Here is a 12,458-nt window from a genome sequence, read left to right on the forward strand (position 1 = left end):
TGCACTCCGTAAAAAACAAAACAGACTCTTTTATTTACTACTTGTCGGAAATTTGTTTTCTTTCCATTCGCCAAATCCGTTAAGGAGCCAATAAACATTGGTATACCCGAGTTTTCGAACCGCTAAAGCCGCTTCATACGAGTTGGCGCATGTTTCACCGTAACAATAGAAGAGAACTTTTTCGTCTTTATCTTTGGGGAGCTGTATGACGATGTATTCTGCTTTGGAAACATCAAAATAGACAGGATAGGCACCTTTGATATGCTCTTTTTGAAAATGGCGTTTTTCACGCGCATCGAAAAAATTGGCTTTTTGATCATAGAGCTTTTTTGCTGTTTTGACATCGACGACTTTGATCCCTTTTTCGGTTGCTTCTTTCACTTGAGGGGGAATAATACATATATCGTATTTGGTTTCGAAAATAATACTTTTTTCACCGTCGTATTCGACACTGCTAAGGGATGTCGTTAGTAAAGCGGTTAAAAGAGCAAAAAATACCAAGCGCAACATAATAAACTCCTTGAATCAATTTAGTTTAATCATAGGATAGAGAATATTAGTAAACTATAATATTTTTAAATAGATATACATAATAAGAATTTATTTAGGATGTTTAATTGGAAGGTTAACGGAGTCTTTAGGAGAGAGGAGAGAACTTTCTCCTCTGAGGTGGATTAGCCTCTAGCCGTCACTTCTAAAAGGTGGTAGCCGAATTGGGTTTTGATCGGGCCGTATAAAACGCCGACATCACCGTTAAATACCGCTTTGTCAAATTCAGGAACCATTTGACCGGGGCTAAATCGTCCCAAATCTCCCCCTTTGCGGCCGGATGGACATTGTGAGTGATCTGCCGCTACTTCAGCGAAAGAGGTTCCCTCTTCAATTTGTTTTTTGAGTTCGTTACACTCTGCTTCGGTAGTGACTAAGATATGACGTGCGGTTGCCCATGCCATGATGATCCTTTGTATTTTTTTTTGAAATTTTACTCAAATTATCAATATTTTTTGTTTGTATTGACGAGAAGGTCTTTTTCGCTCAGATCTTCCATCAATATTTTGAGATGTTTGAGGCTTAAAAGTTTCAAGGTATCGCTTTTCTCTTTTTTGAACTCGCTAGAGAATCCGTTTTTGGAGAAGATAACGAAGATATCGGGGATCAGTGCCACTTTTGCACATTTTTCCTGCAATTTGGAGAGCTCTGATTTGTTCGCTTTGGATTTAGAGGTTTTGCACGACCCCACAATCACCTTATCCCCCTTGGTTTTACCCAATATTTCAATTTCGGTATTTTTGTCCCAGTATGAGCCGATTTTTGCCACCCAGTCCTCTTTGAAACTTTGTTTGACGAGGGCGATCGTCAGTGCTTCATAGATTTGATCGAAAAAGCTCGCTTTGGTGTTTTCCCATTTCTCTTTCGTTTCGGCGAAATCCCCCTCTTTGATCCCCTTGTAATAGGGTGATACGGAGGAGAACCAAAAGCGCAAAAACGGTGCGCTAAATTGGAGACGCTCAGAAACTTCTTCTGTCTCATCGATGGGATCGGCTTGAGATGCTTGTCGCGAGAGTAAGCCAAACTTGATCAAAAAGGCGGCTGATTCTTCCCCCTCTTTACGGGTTAGATCGGCACGTCGATAGGCGGAATATTCACGTCGATCACCCAATGCCACCGCTGAAAGGAGTGCATGGTGTGATTTGTTGCTCTGGGTGATTTTGGTCAAATCGCCGTGAATGTAGCGGTAATTTGCCAAAATTTTCTCTTCGATCAGCTCCTCGAGAGGTTTTGTCATATCGACACTCCATCCCATTCCGCCGAATACGGCGAAGTACTCTATCGCTTTTTCGATATCGGTGGCGTTGTTTTGAAAACAAAATGAGCGAAATTGCTGAAGGAGAGTGGGGTGTTTAGACATAAGAGGGCAACCTTGTATTAATTACCGCATTATAGCCTAAAGGATTTTACTCTTTTATTGAGAAAAAGGTGTTTATCCGTATATCGGAACAGTATCAAATACGCCGAACATTTTTACTATACTGTAGATGATTGTACCTTCTATGGTTCCGATACAAAAACCGTACACTATTCCTCGCCATATCGTACCCCACGAATCTTTCGACTCAAATACCCACGGGTTCAGAAAGAGTTCCATTCCGTGCTCCTTTATGAAACTGGCAGTATCAAAAACGTGATGGGACTATGATAGTATCATTCGGCTAAATGAAATATTTAAAAACAGAATTAAATTCTTTTGAATCCAATGTGTAACATACAAAAGGATAAACGCTCTTTAGAGACGCTCGCTCCCTTTTTGGGTTAAGATTAGCGTCACCCCATCTTCTTGGATTTCGATCAATCCGTCGTGTTTCAGCTCGTCCATTGCAATTTGGAAAGGGCGGTCTTGTTTGGAATCGAGTTTTTTCAAGATAGCACTGATGACGTCTTGTTTGCTCATAATATGACCTGCTTGGGCATGGCTGCTTTTGAACCAGTTCAAAAACATCGCTTTAATCTCATTCTTCTGAGTGGTTTCAATATTCTCTTTTTTTGGTGCAGGTTTGCGGGCAAAGTTTTGAGGAGCATTTCTACTATCGCGTCTTGGTGCGGGTTTTCGGTTAGTGGCAGGTGGTTTGATGGGGTATCCTTCGTATCCGTTTTAGTATCGTATTGTAGTGATTTTTACTAAAAATAGGGATATTAGTATCTAGTAGAAGTTTTTTGGTAAAATAACGATCTTTTATAACTGAGTAAAATTGATAACAGATAAGGATTGAGATGAAAGAGTTGAGCGCTATTGATTTAAAACTTGCGTTCGAGCAGGATATACGGATGGCTTTGTATACCCTTGATCGATACAACATTGAAGCTAATCTCGCCTTAGTCGCCTGTGATGATTATGATATTGATAAAGCGCACTTGATTGAGAGTGTTCGACAAAGCGATATCATTAAAAAAGTGAATGAGCACTACCTTGCAGTTTTATTTACCTTTGTGGATCACATCGGTGCGGGACGTGCTTTGGAAAAGTTGGTCAATCTGTATGAGGAGTTTCATCTCAAAGGGAGCTTGATCATTTTGAAAAAAGGGGAAACGGTGGAAGAGGTGTGTGCTCGATTGTTAAAAGCGAATCATATTATCCATCAAGACCCAAGCAGTAAAATATTTAACGAATTCGAGTACGCTTCCGCTCTTTAGAGTATTTTTCGGAAAGATGTTATTTCGGAAACGGGAGCATCATCCGAACCCGTTTTTGATACTCTTTATAGGTATTCCCCAATGTGTAAATCAAATCTCTCTCTTCATATTTAAGACCGATAAAAATATAGATACTCAATGTGACAGAGAGCATCAGGTGCGAATAGGACATAGTAGGTGTTAACCACACTCCGATCAGTATTCCCAGCTGGATCGGATGACGTACCCATTTGTAAAACAATCTCTCTTTGAACGCGACGGAGGGTTCAGGCTTGTTGAGGAGGTTCCGATAGATCTGTTGTAGTCCGAAGAGTTCGAAATGGTTGATGATAAAAGTAGAAAAGAGCGAAAACGCCCAGCCGAAAAGATAGCCTGCAGTTAATAAGGCTTTTCCTATCTCATTATCGACTTGCCATAAAAATCCCTCTAACGGCTGCCAGTACAAACAAATCAACCCCAGTGCCAATCCTGAAAAAAGGACATAGGTACTCCTCTCTGCGGCTTGAGGAATAATCTTGGTTAGATAGTGCTTGAAGAACGAGCGCGCCATCACCGAATGTTGCAGCGCGAATATCGAGACTAAAATGAGGTTGATACTAAAAGCACTAATCAAGGGGACCGGATACTGAGTGTTAACACTCGTCTCCATAAATTCCCACTCACCGATGTATAAAATGAACCAGACCTGCGCGATCAGGGCACCGGTATAGGCAAGTATTCCATAGATAAAAATGATGGATTTACTCATCTCTCATCTTTCAACTTTTTGGCACGATCTAGGATCGATGATGCCATGTTGCCGAATATGAGATGATGGATAGGGACCAGTGAATACCAGTACAATCGTCCTGAGACCCCATCGGGATAAAAATAGGCACTTTGGATCAAGGTGTGCTCTTGTATTTTAAACTCCAGCCACGCTTTGCCGGGCAATTTCATTTGAGCGAAAAGGAGAAGCCGTTCATTCTCCACCAGATCGACCACTTTCCAAAAATCGACACTGTCTCCGATACGAAGATGGTGTGAATCTCTTCGTCCACGATTGATCCCAGCCCCTCCGAATAGCTTATCGATCACTCCCCGTATTTTCCAGAGCCAGTCGTACCCGAACCAGCCCGATTCTCCTCCGATCATGCAAAAACTGCGGTAGACGTTTTGAGGGGGAATATCACCGAAATCGACGACTCTGCGATCGATAAAAATAGCATTGGCGATGTTATCCGAAGAATCGGATTGTGCAGCACCTGCACCGCTGTCGCTCCATCGGCTGATGACCTGATTGGATTCGATCTCTTCAACCGCATGATGCACTGCCTCTTCGAGCGTGTGGGGCGTGATCGTAAAGAGCTCATGGCGCAGTGTATTGGTCGTTACCACTTCACTTTTGAGCCCCTCTATTAAAGAACTGGCGACCCCGTAGGGTACCGGGGTAAACAGCGTCAGCCAGTAGGAGGAGAGCTTTGGTGTCAGGAGATTAACCGGAATCAGGTACCGTTTCAGCCCCATTCCCGCCGCCACGCGAAGCATCAAATCGCCATAACTCATCGCCTCTTCACCCAAATCGATCATCCGATTTTCACCCGACTCTAGCTCGAGTGCCGCCACCAGATAACGGATGACATCCTCCACCCCGATAGGGGTGATGAGGGTCGATACCCATTTGGGGGTGATCATCACCGGTAATTTTTGGACGAGATTGCGGATGATTTCAAAACTCGCACTTCCCGAGCCGATAATTACTCCGGCACGAAACCAGATACATTGGAGCCTTTCGGGTGCGGAACTCAGTATCTCCCCCGTCTCGATTCGGCTCAGCAGATGTTCGCTTCCCGTTTCTTTATCTCCTAGACCGCCCAGATAAATGATCTTTTTGACCTTTTGACGGATACACGCATCGAGAAAATTTTGGGCGCTTTGACGGTCTAAATCACGAAAATTGGAATGGGTAAGTCCGTGGATGAGATAATAGGCTACGTCTACTCCTTCCAGCGCTGTATCGAGAGTTTCCGGGGACATTACGTCGGCTTTGACTATTTCGCACTCTTCTTTGGCCGCTGTTGAGAGGCTTTGCGGATTACGTACCATCAAACGGATGGAAATGCCCTCTTTTTGGATGAGGGCATGTTTCAAGCGTCGTCCGATATATCCGTTTGCCCCTGTGAGTAAAACACGCATCTATTCCCCTTTAGCCTAAAGCTTATACTGGATTCTACAGCGTTTTACGTAAGAAATAGTTATTGGATGATGAAGTGTTTGTCGGTGCGGGAAAGATAATCAGAGAGAAAGACTATAAACTAAAATAATAAAGGGTCTTTCCGCACTCCGTACAATAAATTTCTCTCTGAAACATTTCGTTTTTCAGTGGTCGGACATCGAGAGAATTGACTTCGCATGTGGAACAGGTAATAACGTCGCCTTGAACATTCGAGGGATAGGTATCTTTATACCATTCGTACGTTTTTTTCTCAAAATCCACGGGTCGTTTGAATCTATTTTTCAAGAACATGAGGGGGAGAACAATGAGTAACCCTCCGCTCAAGAAGAAAAAGAGGCTGAATTGTGAGAGGAGTGAAAAAAGCATGACACCTGCACCGAGGGGCATACACATCGTACCGATTATGGTTGATATTTTGTTTTCCATAGCATTGCCTTTGTCTAAATATTAAACAGCCATATATAACAATAAATATTAAATATAATGACGCACTTTAACTTATTTTTGTTTTAATATTTATAGTTAATATTTGTTTGTGAATGATTTTAATTACAAAAGAGAGGTAGGGTGTATTGTGGAGGGGCAGATACTAAAGCTTAATAATTGATAGGGAAGAAATAAAGTAGTTTCTCCCCCTTTATATTATTCCGTTTTCGTTTTGACGGATGTTGCCCCTTCGTTTACTTCACCTTTAGTCCAAGTGGTTGCATTGGAGGTATCTTCTTTCATCCCTTTCCAAGTAGCAGAGCATCCTGTGCAGAGTAGTAATAGGGTAGCGATAAGTAGTGAGCGTTTCATGGTGATCCTTTTTATTCGAATGAATTTAAATCATTGTATCATTTAAAATAACGTATAATGTTAATTAATGTAATTAAAAGTGATAAGAAAGAATTTGCTAGTTTAATGGAGGGTAAATTTCTGTCTCGTGACTCTTCCCCAATAGGGATCATCGTAGCTCTCTTCGGTATATTTTGTCTCGTTAAAAGAGTTTATTGTTTTACGCCAAAACGCGGTGGCGTATTCAGCACCTTGAATCTGTTTAATCTCCCAATCTCCGAGATAGTTTTGCCAGATGGCGTGGGCAAACTCCATTCCGATACTGTTTTTTCGAAAATAGGGAACAACGTAAAACTCGCACACCTCATAGCTATGAGCTTCTTTACATTTGATCGCGGCGATTCCTGCGGGAGTATCATCAATTAGAAGCAGGAAACCTAGTGTATCGCCATCTAGTTGGGTATCGAGTTCGAACAGCCCCGAACCATTCGGTTTCTTACCCGTGATAGGCGAAAACTCAGCCTCGTAGCATTGCACGAGGTTGTGATAGATAGGGGAATTGGTTTCGGTAATGGGGGTGATTTTCATGGGATTTCCCCTCATATCTGCTCCTTTGCTCCAATAGTTTTTTATCCGTCTAAAAAGGCTTCCCATTTCAACGGATTCCAATAAGACGATGCGAGGGAAACTTGAGACGGTATATTCGGAATAGGAATAGTCGGAGGGATTGCGAGTATCGGCGGAGCAGGTGTGATTCCGGGGATCGGAAGCATCGGATCGCTGGAAGCTGCATCCATGAATGCTATGCATAGTCCTCTTTTATCACGAACGATCCCTTTATAAATAATTCCAAGATGTTGAGCGTCAAAGGTGAAGATATTATTATCACGGATGAATGCTCTGTAGCAATTTTTACGGTCATAAATGACACCATTATAAAGCCATCCTATGGTTCGTCCATGTCGGTTAAATATAGGTTCCATCGCTGTTGCTCCTTACACCGGATTTTCAGGGGGATTAATTGTAGCAAATATTTTTAAAAAGTGAAATAGTATTTAGTATTTTTAAACATTGATTATTTGTAGCTTTGCCTTTGAACGCATATTGCATAGTTAATAAAAAATCCGAGGAGCGATGGATGGCTGTTCTAATCACCGATTCTTGTATAAACTGCGATGCCTGTATCGAGGAGTGTCCCGCGACGGCGATCGTCAGTGGCTCTGAATCACCGTTAAGTGATGGTGAGTACACCTATGTCAAGCCCGAAAAATGTATCGAATGCGTCGATTCGGCAGTACCGAAATGTGCCGATGTGTGTCCTACCGAGGGGTGCATCGTGTGGGATATGCCCTATACGCCTGAATACAACGACCATTTTGTCCAAAGCGGCGAGTATGTGATCCGTGTCCATAAGTCCAAAGGGTTGATGTCTCCCGAAGTGAGTCCGATGCCGTGGCGGGAGAGTATCAGCATGGAGCAAAGAGAAGCGCGTGTGAGTGTCGGGGAGACGTTGAAGCTATATAATTAGTGTCTCAGGTTATAGTTATCAGCTGATGGTTAATCTCGTTGTTTGATTTCACGCAACATGGATTTGATCTCTTCAAGTTCTTGATGGATACGAAGAGAAGAAACACTTGATTTGTATGCCATTATGATCAATTTAACCGAAACCAAAAATACACCCGCTTCCAATAAAAGATCGTGGGTGAATCCTGTAAAAAACAGGGCTATTGTAAAAAGAACAAAAGTGATTAAAATAACAAGTAAAGACCCTATATCAAAATGTTTCATTTTTTTCCTTTTTCATACTTCGTCCAATGATGAGATATTGTAGCATAAGTACGAATATGTCCTTTTCTTTTTCATAAGAAAAGAACGAAAAGAAAATCGCCTTGCGACAAATCGCTGGCGGTACGTTTCGCCCTATGGCGAACGACCTTGCTCTGGGTAGTGTCGCAAGGCATGAAACTATTTAAAATATCCCCGTGATCCAACACCTAGAGCCGTTCCGAAGGCAGTAGTGCCGAGAGGAACGAGCGTTCTTGGATCGCGGTATGCTCTTTTGCTACTTTTCGGCTAAACAGAAAAGTAGAGAGTTGTTTTGAAATGTGGGGTGAGGGTAGGGGAATAGAAAGTGAAGATTAAATACCTGACCCCTAGTCTTTTAAGAAATAGTTTTTAAAGATGCATATATTGTGAGAGAATAATGATCAACACGACGAGTACAAAAGGGAGAGTATGGGTTTTAAATACCCACGGATTGATTCCAAACACTTTTTGATTGAATCCGCGCACTCCTAACCACAAACCGAAAAGAGCCTTGATTAGCAGAAGGGTTTGAAAAGAGCTTAGCCCCTCAGGTGTTATCTCACCGAAAACTTGGCTGATGAGATAGATTCCACTCCCTACAGCGGTGAATAGAGCGTAGGGTACAACTTTCCGCACATGCATCATGATCGCTTCACGGGCGCGCGTGTGCTCATCTGTAGTAAGGGTTTGTGTCATCTTCGAGAGGAAAAGATAATCGACGAATAAAAATCCGCCATACACGAACGCCGACAGTAAATGAAGGGTGTGAACAGTTGTGTAAATGATGGGAAAGCCTTTAAAAAAATGATGGGGAATTATACGGGGGATGAGAGGGAAAGGTATTGATCGAAATCAAGAAAAAGTTCGGTTACGGGGGTGATTTTCATGGGATTAAATGGTACTTTTTTTGGGTGAATTGTAGCAGAACTATAGCTTTGGAACGAGTAAAAAAGTAGCCTGTCCCCTCTTTTCAGGGTGAGGGAAGGGAAATAGAAAGTGAAGATTGAATACCTGACCCCCTAGTTTTCTGGAATGAATAGATTTTATTTTGAGAGTTTCTCTACATTTTGATCAAACAGTTTAGTAAAAATTTGACTTTTATCAGCATATAGTTTTTGACCAAGATCTCTTTCGTCTTCTAAGGTTTGATTGTATGCATCTATGCAGATATTTTGTCGATCAGTGGAAGAACGCCCAAATAATTTTTTATTTTGCATAATACAGTTTGTTAATATAGTAAATTCTTCTCTTGTTGAATAACGATCTTTTTTGAATGTATAATATAAAAAGCTTATTACAATTCCACCTAGAATGATTCCCAAAATAATACTTTTTGTTGTTGAAATACTTAAGAATGGTTTTTTAATATATTTTTTTTCAGTTAGGATTTCTCCACATTGTTTACAGTTTAGTTGTGTAGATAGATTGACAGTATTTTCTTTATTACATTTTGGGCAAGAGAGTTCTAATTTATCGTTCATTTGTATCCTTATTATTTTGATTTATTTCATATTCCGAATTTGGGCTTATTAGCCTTTTTTCATTAAAGATGATAGTGCTTTTGTAAGTTCAGCTTCATCTTTTAAAGCCTGTGCAAGTCTTTCAGATAATTCACCTAGGACAATTCGTACACTACTCGCCATTTCAAGACATTGTTCATCAGATAAGGCATGAACACCTTCGCTTAATGCACTATGTAAAAGTTTAATTGGACTATGGCCATTGATGAGTAAACTTTCAGGAATTGCACCTTTAGCCATGTCTAATGCTGTAGTGAACTGTGTTTCTTCGACAGCTTTCTGTAATATTTCAACATTTGATTTTGAAGTACCAATTTTATTTGCGACTTTTATAATTTCTCCTAGAATTCTATTTTTTTGGTTTTCTACCACTCTTCTATAGTATATAAAAGCTCCTACACCTAACCCCTGATTTTCACAACGTCTCCCTTTGAGAAATTCATCCCTATCTGGGCCAATTAGTTTCATAAGTTTAGAAGGAGTAGGCGGCCCATATGTTGGCATTTCACCAAATTTATAGCATTCGCCTTTTGTTTTGCCTTCTTCCATAACTGAAGCAGCAAGAGAAAATGTCTTCTCTATTTTTTGGCAATTTGAGCAAAGGTAAGTGAGATAGAAAAAGTGATAGCCACTCAGACTTATTTCTATAGAATCAGCTGTTACACATCTGAAAAAACGTATGCCATTACAACGTTCATCTTCACAATGTAATTGTATTTCAGGTTTTTTTATTTCATACTCGCATGCAAAACTTGGACCAGAAACTTTAACTAAATTAGAAATGTAAATAAGTTGGTTAGGTGGAGTGCTTTCTAAAAAATCTGAAAATGTTTGATACTCAATTTCTTCTTTTACTTCTTCGTTTTTATTAGACAAAATCTTTCCCTTTAATGCCATCGGCTAATTATTAATTAGCACACATTTTAGCAGGAAATTATATTGAAATAAATAATAAAAAATAAAATTGATTTGGAAATTTTCCCGCAATAGCGGGAATTTGAAGTAGAAAAAAAGAAGTCTTACAGCGCCTTAGCCATAATGCGATTTAATCGTGCGATAAACCCTGCGGTATCTGCAAGCGTTTCACCCTCATAGAGTTTCGCCTGATCAAGCAACACATGCGCCGCATCGTCGATGAGATTCATGTCTGCTGAATCGCTGAGCTTTTTGATCAACTCATGGTTCGGATTGATTTGGAGGATCGGTTTCGGAGCCGGGAAATCCCCGCCCATGTTTCCGAACTGCTTCATCATCTGAGCCATCATGTACCCTTGGTCTTCTTTGTCGACTCTCAAGCACACCGCAGAATCGGTGAGGTCGAAAGTCGTTTCAACTTTCGATACGTTCTCACCGAGAGCATTTTGGAGTTGTCCAACGAATGATTCCATCCCTTTGGCTTTCTCTTCGTGCTCTTTTTTCTCCTCTTCTGACTCTTCGAGCTTCGCATCGGTGACGTTGACAAATTTATACTCGTTGTACTCGGTTACCATCGGGAATACGATCGTGTCGATCTCTTCGTTGAGTACGAGAACATCGATCCCTTTGGCTTTGAAACGCTCTAGCGCAGGAGAGTTTTTGAGCATTTGGAGAGACATTTTTGCAGAGATATAATAGATCTCTTTTTTCTCAGCATCTACACCCTCTACGAATTTGCTGAACATGACAGGCTCGGCAGAGTTTAGGGTGTTGAGTTTGAGAAGTTCTAGGATTTTTTCACGGTTGCCCATGTCACTGTAAAGACCCTCTTTGAGAACGTTTCCGAACTCTTTGAAGAAAGCGTCGTATTTTTCAACGTCGTTCTCGGCGATTTTCGCCAATTCACCCAACACTTTTTTAACCGAAGCGTTTTTGATTTTTGCCATAACGCGGTTACTTTGGAGGATTTCACGGCTGACGTTCAATGGAAGATCGGCAGAGTCGATTACCCCGCGTAGGAAGCGGAGATACGTCGGCATAAGCTCTTTTTCATCGTCGGTGATAAAGACACGGTTGATGTAGAGTTTGATACCGCTTTGGTAATCGACACGGTACAAATCCATCGGCGCTTTGGACGGTACGTAAAAGAGGGTGGTGTACTCTAATGCACCCTCGGCTTTGTTGTGCATCCATGCTAACGGCTCACTGGAATCGTGGGCGATGCTCGAGTAGAAATCTTTGTACTCTTCATCAGAGATATCGCCTTTGCTGATCGTCCACAATGCGTTGGCTTTGTTGATCTGTTTGTTGACAAGCTCGTTGTGACCTTTCTCTTCTCCCTCGGCTGGGGCTACCCACTCCTCTTTGTCCATAAAGATCGGGAAAGGGATGTGGTTCGAGTATTTTTTAACGATGGTATCGATGCGGTGAGCTTCTAAGAACTCTCCCTCATCGTCTTTGAGGTGCATGATGATGGTTGTACCGTGGCTGTCGCGTTCCGCAGGCTCTAGGTCATATTCGCTTCCCGCCATAGAAGACCATTTGTACGCTTGCTCTTCTCCGGCTTTGCGGCTGATCACTTCGACTTTGTCGGCAACCATAAACGAGGCGTAGAAACCGACCCCGAATTGACCGATGAGTTTGGAATCTTTTTTCTGATCGCCGCTGAGTTTTTCCAAGAACGCTTTGGTTCCTGATTTCGCGATGGTTCCGAGGTTCTCTACGAGATCGGCTTCGTTCATCCCGATACCCGTATCAGAGATACTGAGGGTTTTCGCTTCTTTATCGATCACGATATCGATACGAGGGGCGAAGTTGACCCCTTTGTAGGCTTCGTCGGTGAGGACGAGCATGTTGAGTTTATCGAGGGCGTCGGAGCTGTTGGAGACAAGCTCGCGGACGAAAATCTCTTTGTTGGAGTACAAAGAGTGGATCATGAGATGTAAGATTTGTGAGACTTCAGTCTGGAACTGATGTTTTGCCATGTGACTATCCTTTTGATTTGTTTTTATACGCCGAGCGAACACGTCCGT

Annotated in this window: 18 protein-coding genes; 2 read left to right on the plus strand and 16 right to left on the minus strand. The window is 41.7% G+C overall.

The features are described 5' to 3' along the window. Positions 1 to 30: 30 nt before the first annotated feature. The 5 genes from Q8O20_RS05060 to Q8O20_RS05080 all read right to left on the minus strand — a co-directional run bounded on the left by Q8O20_RS05060 (position 31) and on the right by Q8O20_RS05080 (position 2,491). Positions 31 to 510: a rhodanese-like domain-containing protein gene (locus Q8O20_RS05060; RefSeq protein WP_305530259.1), complete on the minus strand. Its 480-nt coding sequence runs from the start codon at positions 508 to 510 to the stop codon at positions 31 to 33. A gap of 164 nt (positions 511 to 674) precedes the next feature. Further along, on the minus strand, positions 675 to 953 hold the full coding sequence (locus tag Q8O20_RS05065) for a peptidylprolyl isomerase (protein ID WP_305530260.1): 279 nt from the start codon (positions 951 to 953) through the stop codon (positions 675 to 677). Between the two features lie 41 nt (positions 954 to 994). Then, a complete protein-coding gene (locus Q8O20_RS05070) occupies positions 995 to 1,909 on the minus strand; it encodes a DUF234 domain-containing protein (RefSeq protein WP_305530261.1) in 915 nt (304 codons plus the stop codon). Between the two features lie 72 nt (positions 1,910 to 1,981). Beyond that, positions 1,982 to 2,146 (minus strand): hypothetical protein, encoded by a 165-nt coding sequence (locus Q8O20_RS05075; protein ID WP_304742834.1) that lies wholly within the window; start codon positions 2,144 to 2,146, stop codon positions 1,982 to 1,984. A gap of 138 nt (positions 2,147 to 2,284) precedes the next feature. Further along, positions 2,285 to 2,491, minus strand: coding sequence for a hypothetical protein (locus Q8O20_RS05080; protein ID WP_304742832.1), 207 nt, complete (start codon positions 2,489 to 2,491; stop codon positions 2,285 to 2,287). 278 nt (positions 2,492 to 2,769) lie between these two features. On the opposite strand from Q8O20_RS05080, the gene Q8O20_RS05085 reads away from it, so the two are divergent. Continuing rightward, entirely contained in the window at positions 2,770 to 3,189 is a 420-nt protein-coding gene (locus Q8O20_RS05085) for a hypothetical protein (RefSeq protein WP_305530262.1), read from the plus strand. Positions 3,190 to 3,208: 19 nt separating this feature from the next. On the opposite strand, the gene Q8O20_RS05090 is transcribed toward Q8O20_RS05085, so the two are convergent. From Q8O20_RS05090 to Q8O20_RS05115, 6 genes are all read right to left on the minus strand, one after another. After that, on the minus strand, positions 3,209 to 3,937 hold the full coding sequence (locus Q8O20_RS05090) for an isoprenylcysteine carboxylmethyltransferase family protein (protein ID WP_305530263.1): 729 nt from the start codon (positions 3,935 to 3,937) through the stop codon (positions 3,209 to 3,211). After that, positions 3,934 to 5,364 (minus strand): SDR family oxidoreductase, encoded by a 1,431-nt coding sequence (locus Q8O20_RS05095; RefSeq protein ID WP_305530264.1) that lies wholly within the window; start codon positions 5,362 to 5,364, stop codon positions 3,934 to 3,936. Before Q8O20_RS05095 ends, Q8O20_RS05090 begins: the two co-directional genes overlap by 4 nt. Before the next feature lie 112 nt (positions 5,365 to 5,476). Further along, positions 5,477 to 5,830: a hypothetical protein gene (locus Q8O20_RS05100; protein WP_305530265.1), complete on the minus strand. Its 354-nt coding sequence runs from the start codon at positions 5,828 to 5,830 to the stop codon at positions 5,477 to 5,479. 216 nt (positions 5,831 to 6,046) lie between these two features. Further along, positions 6,047 to 6,202: a hypothetical protein gene (locus tag Q8O20_RS05105; protein ID WP_305530266.1), complete on the minus strand. Its 156-nt coding sequence runs from the start codon at positions 6,200 to 6,202 to the stop codon at positions 6,047 to 6,049. A gap of 102 nt (positions 6,203 to 6,304) precedes the next feature. Beyond that, positions 6,305 to 6,769: a GNAT family N-acetyltransferase gene (locus Q8O20_RS05110; protein WP_305530267.1), complete on the minus strand. Its 465-nt coding sequence runs from the start codon at positions 6,767 to 6,769 to the stop codon at positions 6,305 to 6,307. 41 nt (positions 6,770 to 6,810) lie between these two features. Beyond that, positions 6,811 to 7,164, minus strand: coding sequence for a 4-fold beta flower protein (locus Q8O20_RS05115; protein ID WP_305530268.1), 354 nt, complete (start codon positions 7,162 to 7,164; stop codon positions 6,811 to 6,813). 155 nt (positions 7,165 to 7,319) lie between these two features. Between Q8O20_RS05115 and Q8O20_RS05120 the strand changes: the two genes are divergently transcribed. Continuing rightward, positions 7,320 to 7,709: a 4Fe-4S dicluster domain-containing protein gene (locus Q8O20_RS05120; protein ID WP_305530269.1), complete on the plus strand. Its 390-nt coding sequence runs from the start codon at positions 7,320 to 7,322 to the stop codon at positions 7,707 to 7,709. 29 nt (positions 7,710 to 7,738) lie between these two features. On the opposite strand, the gene Q8O20_RS05125 is transcribed toward Q8O20_RS05120, so the two are convergent. The 5 genes from Q8O20_RS05125 to htpG all read right to left on the minus strand — a co-directional run bounded on the left by Q8O20_RS05125 (position 7,739) and on the right by htpG (position 12,410). After that, positions 7,739 to 7,972, minus strand: coding sequence for a hypothetical protein (locus Q8O20_RS05125; protein WP_305530270.1), 234 nt, complete (start codon positions 7,970 to 7,972; stop codon positions 7,739 to 7,741). Between the two features lie 387 nt (positions 7,973 to 8,359). Next, entirely contained in the window at positions 8,360 to 8,686 is a 327-nt protein-coding gene (locus tag Q8O20_RS05130; RefSeq protein ID WP_305530271.1) for a hypothetical protein, read from the minus strand. A gap of 347 nt (positions 8,687 to 9,033) precedes the next feature. After that, complete coding sequence (locus Q8O20_RS05135) at positions 9,034 to 9,471, minus strand: hypothetical protein (RefSeq protein ID WP_305530272.1); 438 nt, start codon at positions 9,469 to 9,471, stop codon at positions 9,034 to 9,036. Positions 9,472 to 9,519: 48 nt separating this feature from the next. Further along, positions 9,520 to 10,407 carry a hypothetical protein gene (locus Q8O20_RS05140; protein WP_305530273.1) on the minus strand — a complete coding sequence of 296 codons (888 nt, stop codon included), beginning with the start codon at positions 10,405 to 10,407 and terminating at the stop codon, positions 9,520 to 9,522. A 122-nt stretch (positions 10,408 to 10,529) separates the two neighbouring features. Next, positions 10,530 to 12,410, minus strand: coding sequence for a molecular chaperone HtpG (htpG, locus tag Q8O20_RS05145; RefSeq protein WP_305530274.1), 1,881 nt, complete (start codon positions 12,408 to 12,410; stop codon positions 10,530 to 10,532). Positions 12,411 to 12,458 lie beyond the last annotated feature (48 nt).

The sequence above is a fragment of the Sulfuricurvum sp. genome (assembly GCF_030691015.1).
Classification (GTDB): domain Bacteria; phylum Campylobacterota; class Campylobacteria; order Campylobacterales; family Sulfurimonadaceae; genus Sulfuricurvum.